The organism is Kribbella sp. NPDC050820, from assembly GCF_040653975.1.
Classification (GTDB): Bacteria; Actinomycetota; Actinomycetes; order Propionibacteriales; family Kribbellaceae; genus Kribbella.
Window position 1 is genome coordinate 396,796 of the sequence record NZ_JBFAHB010000001.1, and the last position, 17,007, is coordinate 413,802.

At 68.8% G+C, this 17,007-nt stretch carries 17 protein-coding genes and 1 pseudogene; 10 read left to right on the plus strand and 8 right to left on the minus strand.

Annotated elements, in window-relative coordinates:
• Window positions 1-51 precede the first annotated feature (51 nt).
• Window positions 52-1,257 carry an MFS transporter gene (locus tag AB0H36_RS01995; RefSeq protein WP_360514880.1) on the plus strand — a complete coding sequence of 402 codons (1,206 nt, stop codon included), beginning with the start codon at window positions 52-54 and terminating at the stop codon, window positions 1,255-1,257.
• On the opposite strand, the gene AB0H36_RS02000 is transcribed toward AB0H36_RS01995, so the two are convergent.
• Window positions 1,244-2,062: a helix-turn-helix transcriptional regulator gene (locus tag AB0H36_RS02000; RefSeq protein ID WP_360514883.1), complete on the minus strand. Its 819-nt coding sequence runs from the start codon at window positions 2,060-2,062 to the stop codon at window positions 1,244-1,246. The genes AB0H36_RS01995 and AB0H36_RS02000 overlap by 14 nt on opposite strands.
• A gap of 57 nt (window positions 2,063-2,119) precedes the next feature.
• On the opposite strand from AB0H36_RS02000, the gene AB0H36_RS02005 reads away from it, so the two are divergent.
• Both AB0H36_RS02005 and AB0H36_RS02010 read left to right on the plus strand, forming a co-directional pair.
• Window positions 2,120-2,620, plus strand: coding sequence for a VOC family protein (locus AB0H36_RS02005; protein ID WP_360514886.1), 501 nt, complete (start codon window positions 2,120-2,122; stop codon window positions 2,618-2,620).
• Window positions 2,621-3,002: 382 nt separating this feature from the next.
• The gene (locus AB0H36_RS02010) at window positions 3,003-4,283 is read left to right on the plus strand and encodes an adenylosuccinate synthase (RefSeq protein ID WP_360514889.1); all 1,281 of its coding nucleotides are present in this window, start codon (window positions 3,003-3,005) and stop codon (window positions 4,281-4,283) included.
• A gap of 6 nt (window positions 4,284-4,289) precedes the next feature.
• On the opposite strand, the gene AB0H36_RS02015 is transcribed toward AB0H36_RS02010, so the two are convergent.
• Window positions 4,290-6,329, minus strand: coding sequence for a serine/threonine-protein kinase (locus AB0H36_RS02015; RefSeq protein WP_360514892.1), 2,040 nt, complete (start codon window positions 6,327-6,329; stop codon window positions 4,290-4,292).
• Between the two features lie 116 nt (window positions 6,330-6,445).
• On the opposite strand from AB0H36_RS02015, the gene AB0H36_RS02020 reads away from it, so the two are divergent.
• On the plus strand, window positions 6,446-6,766 hold the full coding sequence (locus AB0H36_RS02020) for a DUF1330 domain-containing protein (protein WP_360514894.1): 321 nt from the start codon (window positions 6,446-6,448) through the stop codon (window positions 6,764-6,766).
• 77 nt (window positions 6,767-6,843) lie between these two features.
• Window positions 6,844-7,446 (plus strand): DJ-1/PfpI family protein, encoded by a 603-nt coding sequence (locus AB0H36_RS02025; RefSeq protein ID WP_360514897.1) that lies wholly within the window; start codon window positions 6,844-6,846, stop codon window positions 7,444-7,446.
• On the opposite strand, the gene AB0H36_RS02030 is transcribed toward AB0H36_RS02025, so the two are convergent.
• Window positions 7,422-8,342, minus strand: a complete 921-nt coding sequence (locus AB0H36_RS02030; protein ID WP_360514900.1) for an SAM-dependent methyltransferase — start codon at window positions 8,340-8,342, stop codon at window positions 7,422-7,424. The two genes, AB0H36_RS02025 and AB0H36_RS02030, sit on opposite strands and share 25 nt — an antisense overlap.
• Window positions 8,343-8,394: 52 nt before the next feature.
• On the minus strand, window positions 8,395-9,096 hold the full coding sequence (locus AB0H36_RS02035; RefSeq protein ID WP_360514903.1) for an SDR family oxidoreductase: 702 nt from the start codon (window positions 9,094-9,096) through the stop codon (window positions 8,395-8,397).
• 91 nt (window positions 9,097-9,187) lie between these two features.
• Between AB0H36_RS02035 and AB0H36_RS02040 the strand changes: the two genes are divergently transcribed.
• Window positions 9,188-9,778 (plus strand): TetR/AcrR family transcriptional regulator, encoded by a 591-nt coding sequence (locus tag AB0H36_RS02040; protein ID WP_360514906.1) that lies wholly within the window; start codon window positions 9,188-9,190, stop codon window positions 9,776-9,778.
• 44 nt (window positions 9,779-9,822) lie between these two features.
• On the opposite strand, the pseudogene AB0H36_RS02045 reads toward AB0H36_RS02040, so the two are convergent.
• Window positions 9,823-10,272: pseudogene (locus tag AB0H36_RS02045) on the minus strand (glycoside hydrolase family 88 protein); the annotation flags it as partial.
• 154 nt (window positions 10,273-10,426) lie between these two features.
• Here AB0H36_RS02045 and AB0H36_RS02050 point away from each other — a divergent pair.
• The gene (locus tag AB0H36_RS02050; RefSeq protein ID WP_360514909.1) at window positions 10,427-11,626 is read left to right on the plus strand and encodes an alginate lyase family protein; all 1,200 of its coding nucleotides are present in this window, start codon (window positions 10,427-10,429) and stop codon (window positions 11,624-11,626) included.
• Window positions 11,627-11,671: 45 nt separating this feature from the next.
• Here AB0H36_RS02050 and AB0H36_RS02055 read toward each other — a convergent pair whose 3' ends face one another.
• Entirely contained in the window at window positions 11,672-12,490 is an 819-nt protein-coding gene (locus AB0H36_RS02055) for a siderophore-interacting protein (RefSeq protein WP_360514912.1), read from the minus strand.
• A 112-nt stretch (window positions 12,491-12,602) separates the two neighbouring features.
• On the opposite strand from AB0H36_RS02055, the gene AB0H36_RS02060 reads away from it, so the two are divergent.
• Genes AB0H36_RS02060 through AB0H36_RS02070 form a run of 3 tightly spaced genes read left to right on the plus strand, consistent with a single transcriptional unit; the run spans window position 12,603 to window position 15,712 of the window.
• Window positions 12,603-13,673 carry an iron ABC transporter permease gene (locus AB0H36_RS02060; protein ID WP_360514915.1) on the plus strand — a complete coding sequence of 357 codons (1,071 nt, stop codon included), beginning with the start codon at window positions 12,603-12,605 and terminating at the stop codon, window positions 13,671-13,673.
• Window positions 13,670-14,713, plus strand: coding sequence for an iron chelate uptake ABC transporter family permease subunit (locus tag AB0H36_RS02065; RefSeq protein WP_360514918.1), 1,044 nt, complete (start codon window positions 13,670-13,672; stop codon window positions 14,711-14,713). The genes AB0H36_RS02060 and AB0H36_RS02065 overlap by 4 nt, the downstream gene beginning before the upstream one ends.
• 3 nt (window positions 14,714-14,716) lie before the next feature.
• Complete coding sequence (locus AB0H36_RS02070) at window positions 14,717-15,712, plus strand: ABC transporter ATP-binding protein (RefSeq protein WP_360514921.1); 996 nt, start codon at window positions 14,717-14,719, stop codon at window positions 15,710-15,712.
• Between the two features lie 45 nt (window positions 15,713-15,757).
• Here the strand turns inward: AB0H36_RS02070 and AB0H36_RS02075 are convergent, their stop codons facing one another.
• Window positions 15,758-16,372 carry a hypothetical protein gene (locus AB0H36_RS02075; protein WP_360514924.1) on the minus strand — a complete coding sequence of 205 codons (615 nt, stop codon included), beginning with the start codon at window positions 16,370-16,372 and terminating at the stop codon, window positions 15,758-15,760.
• 187 nt (window positions 16,373-16,559) lie between these two features.
• Window positions 16,560-16,931: an FKBP-type peptidyl-prolyl cis-trans isomerase gene (locus AB0H36_RS02080; protein WP_360514927.1), complete on the minus strand. Its 372-nt coding sequence runs from the start codon at window positions 16,929-16,931 to the stop codon at window positions 16,560-16,562.
• Window positions 16,932-17,007: the final 76 nt, after the last annotated feature.

Below are 17,007 nucleotides of genomic sequence, written 5' to 3' on the forward strand. Positions count from 1 at the left end.
GCTGGACGCCCACGGTCGGTCCCCGCCCCTTCGGGCAGCGGAAGGTACACCGTGCCGGCACTCACCGGACGGATCAGTACGCCCACTTCCAGCTACGCGGCGGTGCTGCGTACTCCCGGGGCGTGGAAGTTCTACCTGGCGGCCGCACCGGCTCGCATCGGTCTCGCCATGACCAGCCTGGGCATCGTCTGGCTGGTCCACGGATCCACAGGCTCGTACGCCGCAGCCGGAACTGTGACCGGTGGATTTGCAGTCGCAGAGGCTGTCGCCGGTCCACAGGTCGCCCGGCTCATCGACCGCTTCGGTCAGACCCGCATGCTGCCGATCACTCTGGTGGTCCATGCGGCCGCGGTCGCCACGCTGATCGGTCTCACGCTCAGCCACGCATCCCTGTGGTCGCTGGTCGCCGCCGGCGTCCTGACAGGCGGGTCGCTGCCCCAAGTAGGCGCCCAGACAGGTGCCCGCTGGTCACATGCACTCCGCGGCACACCGCTCCTGTCGTCGGCCTTCGCACTGGAGGCCTTGGGCGTCGGTGTCGCCTTCATGGTCGGCCCAGCGCTCATCGGCACCGTCAGCGCGCTAAGCAGCCCGGTTGTCGGCACTGCATTAGCCACGAGCCTGGTGCTGGCCGGTGGCTTCGCGCTGGCGCTGCAACGCAGTACGGCGCCACCGCCGGCGAAGCGCGATCACACGAAGGACCCGGACCGCCTGCTGCGCAAGGCATTCCTGGCATTGGTTGCCACGAACATCGGGATCGGCATCTTCTTCGGCAGCATGCAGGTCGCAGTCACCGCGTACGCCGTCGACCGCGGCACACCGTCCCTCGCCGGACCGCTCTACAGCATCACCAGTCTGGTCGGCCTGGCCGCCGGATTCGCGTACGGCGCAAGGCGTTGGCGCATGCCCGCTCGCAGCCAGTTCCTGCTTGCGATGATCGCACTCAGCATCGGCACGATCCCGTTGCTGGTGGTCGAAACCCCATTCGCTGTAGGGATCGCGCTGGCACTTCCCGGCTTGGCGATCGCGCCGATCCAGACGCTGTCCGCCGTACTGGCCGAATCAGAGGTGGAGTCCGCCGTACTCACACAGGCCTTCACCTGGCTGAACTCGGGCAGCGCGGCCGGCATCGCTGTCGGCGCGGCCCTCGCCGGCCGAGTCGTCGACGCGCACACCGCCCACCACGGCTACGCCGTCGCACTACTGGCCACGTTGCTCGCGACGGCGATGGCATACGTGGTGAAGGTCAGCGGTAGGTGATCTCGCGTTCGGCGGCGGCGCGGGCGGCGTACTCGGCCGGGGTCAGGCCGATCTGCTGCTTGAACTCCTTGGAGAAGTGGGCCTGGTCGAAGTACCCGAGCGCGGCGGACAACTCCGCCAGCTCGGCGACCTCGCCCTGCGCCAGTAGCTCGGCGCCGTCGTGCAGGCGGTAGCGGCGCAGCACCCACTTCGGGCCGACGCCGACGTACCGCCGGAAGAGGCGTTGCAGCGTGCGGATCGGGATGCCGAACTGCTCGGTGATCTGGTCCACCCGCGCCACCGAACGGTCCGCCGCCATCGCGGTGACGATCTCGCGGACCAGCTCGTACGACGGGTCCGGCGGCGCGAGGTGGTCGCGCAGGAACGCCTCGAACACCGCACGACGCCGTACGTCGGACTCCTCGGCGAACACCAGGTCCGCCAGCCGGTCGCCGTCCGGGAACACCGCGGTCAGCGGCAGCCTCTGGTCGCGGAAGGAAGCCACGTCGAGCCCGGTCACCGCCCCGAACCCGCCGGCCCAGAACTTCACTCCGAACACCCGGCCCCGGCCGACCAACTCGCGCTCGAACTTGCGCGTGCACACCCCGTTCACGAACCCGCCACCCGGCTGCTCGAACGTCACGTTCACGCTGGGGAACGGCAGCACCTCGGCCGTGTACGGCTCGTCCAGGTCCCACTCGACGATCCAGTACCACTCGACGAACCGGCCGACCTCCGGCCCCGCGGCCAGGCGGCTCAGCGACCGGTGCCGGGCCTGCTCCCGCGGGTGCAGGATGCCCTTCTCGCTCTCCGGCGGGATGCTCAAATCGCCTGTCGCTTTCTTACAAGACCGGTACGGCTTCGCCGCCGTTGACTAAGGGCCATGACGACGAACACGGACAGAGACACTGTAGTTCGGCCCATCCCCGACGGTTATCACTCGCTGACGCCGTACCTCGCCGTGCCGGACGGCCCGAAGGCGATCGAGTTCTACCAGGCGGTGTTCGGGGCCGAGGTGATCAGCCGGCAGGACATGCCGGACGGGCGGGTCGGGCAGGCGGAGCTGAAGTTCGGGGACTCGATGCTGCAGCTGAGCGACCAGATGCCGCAGATCGGGCTGCGGGCGCCGAACGGCGAGTGGGTGCACTCGTCGCTGGTGCACTACGTGCCTGATGTGGACGCGACGTTCGCGAAGGCGGTCGAGGCCGGGGCGACGCCGGTGGAGCAGGTGCAGACGTTCATGACCGGCGACCGGTACGGCACGGTGATCGACCCGTTCGGACACCGGTGGGCGATCCTGACGAAGGTCGAGGACGTGTCGCGCGAGGAGGCCGACCGGCGGGTGAAGGAGTGGCTGGCCTCGAACCCGCAAGACCTTCAGTAGAAGGCGTTCCTCGCTTCCGGTCTCGGCCGGAAACGAGACCATCCTCGTTCGAGAACGAGACCATCCTCGTTCGAGAACGAGGAAGCAGCCCGCCGGAACCGTCCCCTGCGGCAGTTTCGGCGGGCCGCTGACTAAGAGTGTGCACGTGATCACGCAAAATGGCAACCCGTTACGTGATGAAACACCTACTTCAAGTGATCGCTTCAGCCCTGTGGACGGTGATCGGGCGACTGGACCGGGTTCCGGTAGGCTTTGGTCGCAAGAGCCTGGATGCGTCTCCGGATGAATGTCCGGTGAACGTCTCCGGGCTTCACCGTTTCCAGCGTCTGGCTGCCGCGGCGTCGCCGACGTCGTCGGCCGGCGCGTGAAGAGGAGGGCTGAGATGCCCGCAATCGTGCTCGTCGGCGCCCAGTGGGGCGATGAGGGCAAAGGCAAGGCGACCGATCTGCTCGGCAACACGGGCGAGGTCATCGACTACGTGGTCAAGTTCAACGGCGGCAACAACGCCGGCCACACGGTCGTGATCGGGTCCGAGAAGTACGCGCTGCACCTGCTGCCCAGCGGAATCCTGACCCAGGGGGTCACCCCGGTGATCGGCAACGGGGTCGTGGTCGACCTCAGCGTGCTGTTCGAGGAGCTGGACGCGCTGCAGGCCCGTGGCGTCGACACGTCCCGGCTGGTGGTGAGTGCGAGCGCTCATCTGATCCCGCCGTACAACCGGACGCTGGACAAGGTGACCGAGCGGTTCCTCGGCAGCCGCCGGATCGGGACCACGGGACGCGGCATCGGGCCGACGTACGCGGACAAGATGAACCGGATCGGCATCCGGGTCCAGGACCTGTACGACGAGAAGATCCTCGAGCAGAAGGTGACCGGCGCGCTGGAGCAGAAGAACCAGCTGCTGGTGAAGGTCTACAACCGCCGCGCGGTCGAGATCGCCGAGGTGCTGGACGAGCTGCTCGGGTACGCCGACCGCCTCAAGCCGATGGTGGCCGACACCAGCCTGCTGCTGAACAAGGCGCTCGACGACGGCAAGACCGTGCTGATGGAGGCCGGTCAGGCGACCCTCCTCGACGTCGACCACGGGACCTACCCGTTCGTCACCTCGTCGAACGCGATCTCCGCGGGCGCGTGCACCGGCTCCGGCATCCCGCCGACGCGGATCGACCGCGTGATGGCGGTCGTCAAGGCCTACACGACCCGGGTCGGCGAGGGGCCGTTCCCGACCGAGCTGCTCGACGCCGACGGTGAGTGGCTGCGGCAGCAGGGCGCAGAGTTCGGTACGACGACCGGCCGGCCACGCCGGTGTGGTTGGTACGACGCGGTCATCGCGCGGTACGCCGCCCGCGTGAACGGTGTCTCCGACTTCGTCCTCACGAAACTGGACACGCTGACTGGGCGCTCGACGATCCCGGTCTGCGTCGCGTACGACGTCGGCGGTGTTCGGCACGACGAGATGCCGATGACGCAGACCGACTTCCACCACGCTGTCCCGGTCTACGAGGAGTTCGACGGCTGGTCCGACGACATCTCGGGCTGCCGCAGCTTCGAGGACCTCCCGAAGGAGGCCCAGGCCTACGTCCGCGCCGTCGAGTCCCTCAGCGGCGCCCGCATCTCCGCCATCGGCGTAGGCCCCGAACGCACCCAAATCGTCCAGCTGTGAGCTAAGTCAGCGGCCGATGAAGGGTAGGTCTCGGATGAAGGGGGCCTGGCGGAGGTCTTCGAGGGTGGGGCGGGTGTTGAGGTCGGGGGTTTCTATGGGGGTGCGGGCCCAGGTGGAGCCCTCGCCCTGGGTGGCGTTGTAGAACGCGAGGCCGCCCAGGGCCAGCAGTACGGCGGCGACGATGGCCGACAGCCAGCGCGGGCGGAACGCGTTGCGGGCCGCGATGTGGGCGCCTCGACGGAGCGAGCTTCCGCCGGGGCCCCACCACGCGAAGAAGAGTGCGGTGAGCGCCGCGCTACCGAAGCCGACCGCCGACAGCGGCTGCCAGTCGACCCCGTTGGCGACACCGACCATTCCGGTCACGATGCCTCCGACGACGACTCCGGTCAGGAGCGGCAGGATCAGGCACGGCAGGGTGATCAGGGCTGAGGTGACCAGCTGCAGCGGAGTGGAGGCCGCGGCGACCACACCGTCGGAGCGCCCAGACCGGCCGCGCATCTGGCGGCGACGCATCAGGGCGGTGCTGGAGCGGTCGACCGTACGGGCGATCACGAACAGCACGATCGCCACTAGCGAGCCGAGGCCGGGGTAGAGCGCAACGAGTCCGGTGAGCGCGATCATGAAGCCGACGACCACAGCTGTGCGCTTGCCGGTGGCGGGAGCTCGCTGCGGCTTCCCGTCGTACGGGTTGGCCTGGAAGGGGTCCCTGCGCTCCAGTGACTGAGGAGCACGCTGCTGATACGGCTCCGGCGTCGGGCTCTGGTAGCCACCGGGGTTCGGCGCAGCCGCGTAGCCGGGGGCGCCATGGTAGGGGAGCGGCATCGCAGCCGGAGCGGCCGCGTTCGGCGCCGGACTGTACGTCGCCGGATGCACCGGAGCCCCCGCCAGACCGCCAACACCACCACCGGCAGCGCCACCAGCCGCACCGCCGACCACAGCACCGCCGGCCACCGCGCCGCCAGCCGCTGCTGCAGCCGCGGCCTTGCGATTGGCAGCGGCATCGCGGAGCTTGTCCCGAATCGGCGCAAACGCGGACAGCGGCGGAATTACCGACGGCACCAGTTGCGCCACCTCCGCAGGCGACGGCTCTCCAGGCACCGCAGGCTCGGTGGACTCCTCCGGCATGACCCGAGTCATCTGCGCAGTAGGCGGACTGAGCTGAACAGTCGGCGGAGCAACCACCACCGTCGGCTTGTCACGCGGCACGAACGCATCGCGGCCCTCGGCGTACCGGTTGAGGCCGGTCATGATCTCGTCCTGCGTCGGCCGGTCCCGTCGGTCCGGAGAGAGCGCCGCGGCAAGCAGGGACTTCAGCCGCGGGTCCAGCCCGTCTAGGTCGGCCTGACCGCTGTGCACCCGGGCCAGCACGGCCTCGAACGGACCCTTGCCGAATGGCCGCCGTCCAGTGGCCGCAAACGCCACAGTCGCGGCCCAGCCCCACCAGTCCGCGGACTCCGACACCGTCTCGCCCTCGATGAGCTCCGGTGCGAGGTAACCCGGCGTACCGATCACCAGGCCGGTCTGAGTGAGTCGCAGGTCGTCAGCGGCCTGGGCGATACCGAAGTCGATCATCACCGGGCGGCCGTTGAACATCATCACGTTGCCCGGCTTGAGGTCGCGGTGGATGACGCCGGCGGTGTGGATCGCCTGCAGCGACTCCGCCAGGCAGCCGGCCACCGGCAGCCACTTGCGCGGCGTCAGTGGTCCACGGTCGTCGACCTGCTCGTCCAGTGGCCGGCCCGGGACGAACCGCGTCACCAGGTACGGCTGGTCGCCTTCCAGGTCGTGGTCGAGGATGCCTGCCACACCGGGGTGGTTCACCTTCTGCAGTGTGGTTGCTTCGCGCTGCAACCGGGCGCGTGCGATCGGGTCGTGGGCGACGTGCGGACGCAGCACCTTCAGTGCGACTTCCTGGTGCTCGGGTCCTTCGGCCAGGTAGACGACGCCCATGCCGCCCTGCCCGAGCCGCCGCACCAGCCGGTACGGCCCGACCCGCTCCTCCACCTCCTCCACCGGTGTGGAAGGAGGTCCCCCTGTGGCTGACATGCCATCTACGGTACGTCGGCAGCAGACCAATCCAGGCCTGATGACGTCAGAGGTAATCGTCTTGATGCACCGAGTGCCGGAGCCTTGTCGCATCCCGAGGAGCGAGGAGGCTCACCATGAAGCACTACGCGATCGCCAACCTGCGCAACGTCCGCCTCGGCGCGGGCATCACCGAGTACCTCGAGCGCATCGACGCGACGCTGGCGCCGTACGACGGCCACTTCATCGTGCACGGCAATCAGCCGGAGTACATCGAGGGCATGTGGGACGGCGCCTTGATCGTGATCGAGTTCCCGGACTACGAAAGCGCCCGCGGCTGGTACGACTCACCCGCGTACCGCGAGATCCTGCACCTGCGCACCGACAACTCCGACGGCGTCGCGATGCTCGTCGAGGGCGTCGACCGGACGCATAAGGCCACCGACGTACTGGGCTGAGGTTGGTGGCCGGATCCTTGCGAAGGGCGGCCAGGCGGTCACTGGCTGGCAGCGATGCGAAACGGTTGGGTGAAGGTATGCGGATCGAGATGCTGGTGTTCGACGGGGTCGATGAGATGGATGTGATGGGTCCGTTCGAGGTGTGGAGTCACGCCTCGAAGCGGACGGAGCTCGAGCTCGCGCTGGTCGGGCTGGACGGGCCGGTCGAGGTGACCGGGCTGCACGGTCTGCAGTTCAAGGCACCGGTTGGGCTCGGTACGCCGGACGCGCTGTTCGTCCCCGGGGGCGGCTGGCTGAACCGCGCCGACAAAGGCTCGTGGGCCGAGGCGAGGCGCGGTGTGATGACCGCCCGGATCGCCGAGCTCGCGCCACAGCTCCGTTTCGTCAGCTCGGTCTGCACGGGCTCGATGCTGCTCGCCGAAGCCGGTCTGGTGAAGGGGCGAGCGGTGACCACGAATCGCAACGCCTGGTCGGAGCTCGAGGAGTTCGGCGCGGACGTGAAGACGAACCGCGTCGTCGACGACGGCGACCTGGTCACCGCCGGCGGCATCACGGCCGGCATCGACCTCGCGCTGCACGTCGTCGAGCGCGAGTTCTCCGCCGAGGTCGCGGACGGCATCGCGGCCACGATGGAGTACACCCGCGACCGCGACCTCTACCTGGTTGCTGCAGGCAACTGACGCCGGAGCAGCACCCCGCGGCTGCCGCGCTTGCGGAGCAGGGCGCCGGACAGATCCTCCAGCCGGGGCGGGACGAGCTCGATCTCCTCCTCGACCGACCACGCCGCCGGCCAGACCTGCCGCGCGAGTTCGCCCGCTTCCAGCGCCACGAACAGGTGATCGGTCGGGAACCGATCGAGCAGGCTCAGGTCCTGGCCGTAGTACAAGACCTCGATCAGCAGGTACGCCGACCCCGTGAGCCTGGCCGTGGTCGCGAGGTCCTCGAAGCTGTGCGGATGGATGCGAACGTCCCCGCTCACGTTAGAGCGCAGCCGGTCGAGGAGATCCTCGTTCGGCTCGGTCGCGTCGACGGAGTACCCATCGGCCAGCAGCCGCTGCGTCAGCGCGCCCTCGTGCGCGCCCACCTCGATCACCCGCCCCGCGGCGGGATCGAAGTGCCGCCGCAACCACTGGACCGTCGCGTCCAGCCGCTCCTGCTCGTACGGCGATGCCGCGACCTCGACCGGGTCGAGTACGACGGGCGGCGTGCTGACCGCCATCGTGTAGCGGACCGAGCCCTCGACGGCAGCCGTGAGGTCGAGGGCCCAGCGACCGTGCGTGGTCCGGGTGTCCGACGGGTGATGCGTCCAGACGGTGAACGGGACCGCGCCGGCCTCGCGGGCGATCGCCGCGGCCGCGGTCGCCGGCGAGAACGGCTTGTCGCTCTCGCCGGAGCTGGCCTGGAGTGCAGCGATCGCCGCGAGCCGGCCTTCGAGCGGCACGCCGGCTGGCAGCTTCAGGTAGATGCCACGCTCGGCGGCGAGCAGGTGGACCTCACGGCCACGGGCCGGATCCAGGACGGACAGGAAGTCGGTGACGGCATCTTCGGGACGGACAACGGCGAGGACGTCAATCATCCTGGTCCAGTTTACGCAACGTCCTTACCGAAGGTTGTCGAGCGTGTGTCGATCAGTTGACGAGTTGCGGGTAGGCCGCGGTGAGGTCCTGGGAGGCCAGCGCCTTGGCTCCGCGCGCGGTGTCGTCGGCCAGCACCTCGTGCGCCCCTGCCTCGATGCCGTCGAGCGCCTGCTTGGCGATGTCCTCCGGGCGAGCCTTCGGTGCGGTGACGGCGGTCGCCATGTCGGTGTCGACGTACCCCATGTGCAGGCCGGTGACGCCGACGCCGCGGTCGAGCAGCTCGAGCCGGATCGCGTTGCTCTGCAGCCAGAACGCGGCCTTCGTCGCGGCGTACGCGCCGTGCAGGGCGACCCAGGAGAGCGCCGAGTGCGCGTTCAGGATGTGGCCGCCGCCGTTGCGCTCGATCACCGGGACCAGGGCGCGGGTCAGGTTGAGCGGGCCGAAGAAGTTCGACTCGAAGACGTCCCGGACGGCCTCGATCGGAGTGTCCAGGTAGGTGTCCGGCGAGCCGGCGCCGGCGTTGTTGATCAGGACGGTGACGTCCGGGACCGCGGCGACCAGGGCGTCGATCGAGGCCTGGTCGGTGATCTCCAGCGCCAGCGGCACGACGCGCGGATCGCTGCTCGGCTTGGGGTTGCGGGCGGTGGCGTAGACCTTCGCGACACCGCGGTCCAGCAGGTCGTCGACGATCGCCTTGCCGATCCCGCGCTGGCCGCCGGTGACGAGGACGACGGCGCCTTCGAGGTTGGTCATGTCAGAACTCCAAATGCGTGGAAACCGATCTGTTTCCATCAGCGTAAACCAATCGGTTTCCCAATGCAAATCCACCCGGTACTCTCGTTGCATGACCACCTCGGCGACACCCCGCGAGCGGCTCCTGGACGCCGCGGGCGAACTCTTCTACCGCGACGGCGTCGGCATCGGTGTGGACGCGCTCTGCAAGGCGGCCGGGGTGTCGAAGAAGTCGATGTACCAGCTGTTCCGCTCCAAGGACGAGCTGATCGCGGAGAGCCTGGCCAGCCGCGGACCGGCGTACCAGCGCATGCTGCACCCGGGGTCGGAGGACGACCGGCCGGCCCGCGACCGGATCCTGTCCGTGTTCGAGCGGCAGGACCGGATGGCTGCCGAGAGCAACTACCTCGGCTGCCCGATGGTGAGTACGGCGGTCGAGCTGAAGAACCCGGAACACCCGGGCTCGGTGGTCGCGCGGCACTTCAAGCAGCAGCTGACCGACTACTTCCACCGTGAGCTGGTGAAGGCGGGCGCGGATGACCCGGGCACGCTGGCGATCCAGCTGACCATCATCTTCGACGGCGTGAGCGCTCGCGCGGTGGTTCGGGCGCAGCCCCTTGGTGGAGTCGGTGTCGCCACGGCCGCTGCGCTGCTGGACGCCGCCGGTGTGCGCTCCGGCGAGCTGGCGACCCAGGCGCGCTGACACCAGACGACCGGCTTGCCGTTCGGGGAAAGGATGCCGTCCGGCAGGAACCGCTCGTCGCGGTACCAGAGCCCGCTCGACGGGATCCGCAACCGCCGCGTCCGCTTGATGTGGTCGTACAGCCGGTAGAGCTTCGTCCAGTACGACGTCTCGCCACGCAGCCGGCCGATCCGCGCGAGCGGCGGCGTCGCCATGTGCAGCGCGTCGCACCACCACCAGTCGTCGATCTTCGTGCTGTCGACCATCCTCCGCAGCGTGTCCGTTGCCGCGGTCAACTTGTTCGGCGACGGCTCGAACTCGTACAGGTCGAGGTAGGTCTGGATGCAGTTGTGGTTGTCGGCGTGCCGGGTGGCCACGCCGCCGGGAGGGCGCTCGGGGGCGGGGTGGCGACTGCGGTGGTGGTGACGGAGGGTAGTGCCGGGGCGGCCATGGCGGCGGTTCCGAAGGTCAGGAACTGGCGTCGTTTGATGGGACAACACCTCACTTTGTTCCACGGATGATGGGACTTCTCGGCAGGTTGTTCCGTTGTGAAATTCCTGCTCGCTGGGATATTGACCTGCTCACCGTCCGTCGTCACACTTTCGCAAAGACCCTGCGCTAGTGGGGGGAACGCAGTGTCCTACCGCCCCGTAGAACAGGACATCCGCCATGCGAAAGAAGACCCTGGTCTTGGCTGCTGCGTGCGTTGCGCTGGTTGCCGGGATCCTCAGCAGCCCTGCTGTCGCCAGTCCGAAGGCAGAGACGATGGTTCCGCAAGCGCCCGCCGTGTTCACGCACCCTGGTGTCGGCGTGAGCCGGGCTCAGCTCGACTTCGTCCGGGCCAAGGTGCAGGCCGGTGCGCAGCCGTGGACGGACGCGTTCAACCAGGCCAAGAACAGCAGTTACGGGTCGTTGAGCCGGACGCCGAAACCGCGAGCCGTCGTCGAGTGCGGTCCGTACTCGAACCCGAACCTCGGCTGCACCGACGAGCGCCAGGACGCGATCGCGGCGTACACCGACGCGGTGCTCTGGTACATCACCCGTGACGACCGCTACGCCCAGAAGGCGATCCAGCTCATGGACGCCTGGTCGGCGACGATCCAGGACCACACCAACAGCAACGCGCCGCTGCAGACCGCGTGGTCGGCGTCGTCCTGGCCGAAGGCCGCCGAGATCATCAAGCACGTGTACGGCAACTGGCCGAACTCGGGCCGGTTCGCGACCATGCTGCGCAACGTCTACCTGCCCGAGATCATCAACGGCTCCAACTCCAACGGGAACTGGGAGCTGACGATGACCGAGGCCATCCAGGGCATCGGCGTGTTCCTCGAGGACCGGGCCGTGTACGACAAGGCGATCTCGCTCTACCGGGTCCGGGTGCCGGCCTTCGTCTACCTGGAGTCGGACGGCCCGCTGCCGAAGACCAAGCCGAGCCAGAACCTGAACACCCGCGAGAAGATCATCGCCTACTGGCACGGCCAGGAGACGTTCGTGAACGGCGTGACGCAGGAGACCTGCCGCGACTTCACCCACACCGGCTACGGCATCTCGTCGATCTCGCACGTGCTGGAGACGTCCCGGATCCAGGGCATCGACCTGTACCCGGAGTTCGGTGAGCGGCTGCGGTACGCGCTCGGGTTCCAGTCCCGGTGGGAACGCAACCTCGAGCCGGTGCCGTCCTGGCTGTGCAACGGGTCGGTGAACCGCGGACTCGGACCGATCACCGAGGTCGGGTTCAACGCCCTGCACACCCGGCTCGGGGTCGCGATGACGAACACCCAGGCGATCACCGAGTCCCGGCGTCCGGCCGGGAGCAACGGCCTCTTCGTGGCGTGGGCGACCCTCACGCACGCGGAGAACCCGTCCTGAGTCTCACCAGGCTGCGGCCGGGGAACTCCTCGGCCGCAGCACCGATCAGATCTGGGCTTCGCCGCGCTTCCAGTAGCCCTGGAACGAGATCGCGCTCTTCGGCATCCCGGCCGCGTTGACCAGGTGGCGCCGTACCGACTTGATCATCGAGGACTCGCCGGCCACCCAGGCGTAGTCGGCGTCGTACGGGAGAGCGGCGGCTTTGAGTGCCTCGAGCAACGAGGTCTCGCCGGTCACGACCCAGGTGACGTCGGCCGTGCCAGGCGTCGGCAGCGGGCGGGCGTCGCGGATGTCGGGCACCTCGACGAACACCGTCGCGTGGACCGCGGCCGGCAGCTGTTCGAGGATCCCGGCGAGAGCGGGCAGCGCAGTCTCGTCGGCGACGAGCACCCGGCGGATGCTGGTCGCCGGCGGGACGTAGTCGACGCCGGAGTGCAGCAGGCCCTTGGTGCTGGTGGTGTCGACCGCGAACGGCAGGATCAGGCCGAGCTGGTCACCGGGCTCGGCCTCGCTGACCCACGCGGACGCGGGGCCGTTGACGCCGTGCAGCACGAACTCGATGTCGATCTCGGCGACCTCCGGACGGAGCGCCCGGACGGTGTATGTCCGCATGATGAAACGCTCGTCGGCCGGCTGCGCGCACCACTGGGTGTACCAGTCCGGGCCGACCGGGAGCTTGAGCTCACCGCCGTTCGGCGGCGCGAGCAGGACCTTGATGCGCTGGTCCGGGCCGGCCGTCACGGCCTCGGCGATCCGCGGTGCGACGAACGTCACGCGTCGCAGATGCGGGCTGAGGTCGTCGACCGCCGCCACGGTGGCGAGCACCGAGTCGAACACGATCGGCCGCTCGAGCACAGTCGTCATTCGCGTTTCTCCATAAACCTTGCAGTGGGAGGCTCAGGTGCGGACCCGTGGACGGCCGGGTTATTCTGAGGCGTCTAGAGGTTAGCCTTACCTAAGAGGATCCCAAAGTCCAATGCCCCCGCCCACTGCCGTGGCCGAGTCCACAGGTCCCGACGCCGCTGTGCCGACGCGTCCCCGGCGGACCCGGCGGGCCACCCTCATCCTCGGGTTGTTCGGCTGTCTCGCCCTGCTGGCGCTGGTGACGTTGCTCAGCATCGCGGTCGGTTCGAAGCAGATCCCGCTGTCGACCGTGTTCGATGCCCTGCGCCACTACGACGACGCGAACACCGATCACGTGATCATCCGGTCACTGCGGGTACCGCGGACCGTGATCGGGCTGCTGGTCGGCGCTGCGCTGGGTCTGTCGGGTGCGCTGATGCAGGGCGTGACCAGGAACCCGCTGGCCGACCCGGGCATCCTCGGGGTCAACGGCGGCGCCGCGCTGTTCGTTGTCGCGGGCATCTACTGGTTCGGGATGTCGACGCTGACGTCGTACGTCTGGCTGGCTTTTGCCGGCGCCGCCGCGGCCTCGGTCGCGGTCTACACGCTCGGGTCGCTGGGCCGCGAGGGCGTGACGCCGGTGAAGCTGGCGCTGGCCGGCGCGGCGATGACGGCGATGCTCGGCTCGCTCACCACCGCGCTGCTGATCGGTGACGTCGACACGTTCGACCAGTACCGGTTCTGGGCGGTCGGATCGCTGGCCGGCCGGGGCTCGGACATCGCCATGCAGGTCGCGCCGTTCATCCTGATCGGGATCGTGCTGGCGCTGGTCTCGGGCCGGGTCCTGAACGCGCTGTCGCTCGGCGACGAGGTCGCGAAGTCGCTCGGCCAGCGGGTCGGACTGGCGCGGTTGTTCGTCGCGGTGATTGTTGTACTGCTGTGTGGCGCTGCCACCGCGGCCGCGGGACCGATCGGTTTTGTCGGGCTGACGATCCCACACGTGGCTCGGCTGATCACCGGCCCGGACTACCGCTGGATCTTGCCGTACTCGATGCTGCTGGCGCCGATCCTGCTGCTCGCCTCCGACGTCCTCGGCCGGATCGTCGCGCAGCCTGGTGAGCTGCAGGTCGGCATCGTCACCGCGGTGATCGGCGCGCCGTTCTTCATCGCGCTCGTACGGCGCCGGAAGCTGGCGGACCTGTGACGACGACAGCCGAGGCAGTTCAGGTCATCGCCCGGGCCCGCGCGGTCCGGCAGGCTCGCTCGTTCACGGTGATCGTCGTCCTCGCCGTACTCGTGTTCGCGGTCTTCTGCGTCTCGCTGTCGCTGGGCGACTTCAAGATCCCGGTCGTCGACGTGGTGAAGACGCTGTTCGGCGGCGGCGACCGCGCGACCGAGTTCATCGTCAACCGGCTGCGATTGCCCAGGGCACTCACCGGCCTGATGGTCGGCGCCGCCCTCGGCATGTCCGGCGCGATCTTCCAGAGCATCGCTCGCAACCCGCTGGCCAGCCCCGACATCATCGGCGTCACGTACGGCGCCAGCGCGTTCGCCGTGTTCGCCATCGTCACGCTCGGCCTGACCGGCGTGGCGGTGTCGGCGTTCGCGATCGTCGGCGCGGTGCTGACCGCGTTCATCATGTACGTGCTGGCCTGGCGGCAGGGAGTGTCGAGCTACCGGCTGATCCTGATCGGGATCGGCATCGGCGCGATCGCCACCAGCATCACGTCGTACCTGCTGACCAAGGCGCGGGTCGAGATCGCCCAGCAGGCGCTGATCTGGCTGACCGGCAGCCTGAACGGCCGGGACTGGTCGAACGTCCGGTCGATGGGAATCACGCTGGCCGTGCTGACGCCGCTGATGATGTTCCTGGTCCACCAGTTGCGGATCCTGCAGCTCGGCGACGAGACGGCGTACGGGCTGGGACTGCGGGTCGAGCTGTCCCGGCTCGGGCTGATCGTGATCGGCGTACTGCTCGCGGCCGTCGCGACCGCGGCGGCGGGACCGATCGGGTTCGTCGCGTTCGTGGCGCCACCGATCGCGCGCCGGCTGACCCGGTCGCCGGGGCCGGCGATGATCGCGTCCGCCTTGCTGGGTGCGCTGGTGGTGTCGGTGTCCGACCTGATTGCGCAGCACGCGTTCGGGGACACCCAGTTGCCGGTCGGAGTGGTGACGGGTGTGGTCGGAGCGCCGTACCTGATGTTCCTGCTGGCCCGGTCCAACCGGGTGGGGAGTGGTGGCTGAGAGATGGAGAACTCTGTGGACCACAGTTTGGCTGCTGACGGGTTGGCGGTCGGGTACGACCAGCGGGAGATCATCCACGACCTGTCGGTGCGGATCCCGACCGGGAAGATCACCGTCATCGTCGGCGCCAACGCGTGCGGCAAGTCGACCCTGCTGAAGACGCTGGCCCGGCTGCTGAAGCCGTCGCGCGGGACGGTGCTGCTGGACGGGAGGAGCATCCAGTCGATTCCGACGCGTGAGGTCGCGACCAGGCTCGGCCTGCTGCCGCAGTCGCCGACCGCGCCGGAGGGGATCACGGTCGCCGACCTGGTCGGGCGTGGTCGCTACCCGCGGACCCGGTGGATCCGGCAGTGGACCAGGACCGACGACGAGGCGGTCGCGGCCGCGATGACGTCGACCGACGTACTCTCGATCGCGGACCGGCCGATCGACGAGCTGTCCGGCGGGCAGCGGCAACGCGTCTGGATCGCGATGGCGCTCGCCCAGGAGACCGACATCCTGCTGCTGGACGAGCCGACGACGTTCCTCGACCTGACGCACCAGTTCGAGGTGCTGGACCTGCTGGTCGACCTGAACAAGTCCGACGAGCGCACCATCGTCCTGGTTCTGCACGACCTCAACCAGGCCTGCCGCTTCGGCGACCACCTGATCGCGATGAAGGACGGCGCCATCGTCTGCGAGGGCAACCCGAGCGAGGTCATCACCGAACAGGTCGTCCACGACGTCTTCGGCCTGGCCGTCAAGGTCATCCCCGACCCGGTGGCCGGCACCCCCATGGTGGTCCCCCTGGGCCGCCACACCACCCGCAGCGACCGCCCGCAGGACACCCCGCCGGCGACCTCCCGCACCGACTCCGCGCCCGCGATCGACGCTTCGGCCGGCGGTGAATCGGGTGTCAGCGGTCCGGGCGGAGGTGCTGCAGCTTCCAGCAGTGCAGTGGCGCAGGCTCTCGCAGCCAGCGCGGCCGCTAACGGCGTCTGCCGTCCCAGCGACCGCTAGACGCTCAGCTGTAGAGCCATTTGCCGTATGGCGCCGGGGCCGGGATCAGGTGGTTGGGCGCCGGGACTGGTAGAGGATCAGGCCGGCTAGGAGGGCGCCTAGGGTGCCCAGAGCCAGATCACCGAGGGTGTCGGTGTAGGCGGTTTGGAGCTCGGGGGAGTTGCGGATGAAGGCGAAGTACTCGCCGACCTCCCACACGACCGCGGCGGTGGCGCCGAAGCCGAGGGCTACGAAGGCGGTCAGGCCGCGGGACAGGGTCGGCGGCGCGAAGGCGATCAGGACGCCGGCGGTGAGGAGGCCCCAGAGGATGAAGTGCATGGCGTCGTCCCACCAGCTCACGGTGTCGAACAGGTTGAGCCGGTTGCCGATAAGGTCGATCAGCCACGGGAGCGTCATCAGCAGATCGGCGTGCCACGGGAACAGGGCGTGCAGTTTGCTGCGCGTCCGGCCGTACGCCCACCACCACAGCGGCAGCGCCATCACGCCGAGCGGGTAGACGATCAGCCGCGCGGTCGACGCCTTGCCCTTAATCCCGCTGAGGTCCGGCCAGATCAGGGCCGACAGCAACAAGCCGAAGAGCAGGACCTTCGCGGCCAGGGCGGCGTACCGGACCCAGTTGATCCGCGTGGTGGGGACCGTGGTGGCAACCATCGTCGTCATGCCTCCCAGTCAAACCGGCCGCTGGGCGAGGCGGATGAGTACAACTACGGACAAGCAGCCACGGAAGAACCCCCGGCCGCGCCATTCTGACGCACCCGGGGGCAGTTGTCCCGCCTTCCCCACCCCGCTCGGCCGTCGGCCTAGGCCGCGGCGGGGGTGGTGGGAGGACTGGTTGTGGTGGTGCAGATCAGCTGACGCTGATCAGGTCTACGACGAAGATGAGGGTTTCGCCGGGCTTGATCGCGTTGCCGGCGCCGCGGTCGCCGTACCCGAGGTGCGGCGGGATGACCAGCTTGCGGCGGCCGCCGACCTTCATGCCCTGGACGCCGGTGTCCCAGCCCTGGATGACCTGGCCGACGCCGAGCTGGAAGGCCAGCGGGGCGCCCCGGTTGTACGACGCGTCGAACTCTTCGCCGGTCGAGTGCGCGACACCCACGTAGTGCACGTTCACCCGCGACCCGGCCTTGGCCTCGTCACCGTCGCCGACGGTGATGTCGGTGATCTCCAGGTCCGCCGGCGGCGGGCCCTCCGGGAAGTCGATCTCTGGCTTGTCAGTCATGCCCACCAGCTAAGCAGATCCCCCTCCCACCCCGACCCAGGACCCGTCTAACCTCGCACTTCATGCGGAAGACACT

Excerpts from the sequence above, each read along its gene's own strand:
- AB0H36_RS02005 (WP_360514886.1), top strand. The coding sequence starts at position 2,120 with ATGACGACGAACACGGACAGAGACACTGTAGTTCGGCCCATCCCCGAC.
- AB0H36_RS02010 (WP_360514889.1), top strand. The coding sequence starts at position 3,003 with ATGCCCGCAATCGTGCTCGTCGGCGCCCAGTGGGGCGATGAGGGCAAA.
- AB0H36_RS02015 (WP_360514892.1), bottom strand. The coding sequence starts at position 6,329 with ATGTCAGCCACAGGGGGACCTCCTTCCACACCGGTGGAGGAGGTGGAG.
- AB0H36_RS02020 (WP_360514894.1), top strand. The coding sequence starts at position 6,446 with ATGAAGCACTACGCGATCGCCAACCTGCGCAACGTCCGCCTCGGCGCG.
- AB0H36_RS02025 (WP_360514897.1), top strand. The coding sequence starts at position 6,844 with ATGCGGATCGAGATGCTGGTGTTCGACGGGGTCGATGAGATGGATGTG.
- AB0H36_RS02030 (WP_360514900.1), bottom strand. The coding sequence starts at position 8,342 with ATGATTGACGTCCTCGCCGTTGTCCGTCCCGAAGATGCCGTCACCGAC.
- AB0H36_RS02035 (WP_360514903.1), bottom strand. The coding sequence starts at position 9,096 with ATGACCAACCTCGAAGGCGCCGTCGTCCTCGTCACCGGCGGCCAGCGC.
- AB0H36_RS02040 (WP_360514906.1), top strand. The coding sequence starts at position 9,188 with ATGACCACCTCGGCGACACCCCGCGAGCGGCTCCTGGACGCCGCGGGC.
- AB0H36_RS02050 (WP_360514909.1), top strand. The coding sequence starts at position 10,427 with ATGCGAAAGAAGACCCTGGTCTTGGCTGCTGCGTGCGTTGCGCTGGTT.
- AB0H36_RS02055 (WP_360514912.1), bottom strand. The coding sequence starts at position 12,490 with ATGACGACTGTGCTCGAGCGGCCGATCGTGTTCGACTCGGTGCTCGCC.
- AB0H36_RS02060 (WP_360514915.1), top strand. The coding sequence starts at position 12,603 with ATGCCCCCGCCCACTGCCGTGGCCGAGTCCACAGGTCCCGACGCCGCT.
- AB0H36_RS02070 (WP_360514921.1), top strand. The coding sequence starts at position 14,717 with ATGGAGAACTCTGTGGACCACAGTTTGGCTGCTGACGGGTTGGCGGTC.
- AB0H36_RS02075 (WP_360514924.1), bottom strand. The coding sequence starts at position 16,372 with ATGACGACGATGGTTGCCACCACGGTCCCCACCACGCGGATCAACTGG.
- AB0H36_RS02080 (WP_360514927.1), bottom strand. The coding sequence starts at position 16,931 with ATGACTGACAAGCCAGAGATCGACTTCCCGGAGGGCCCGCCGCCGGCG.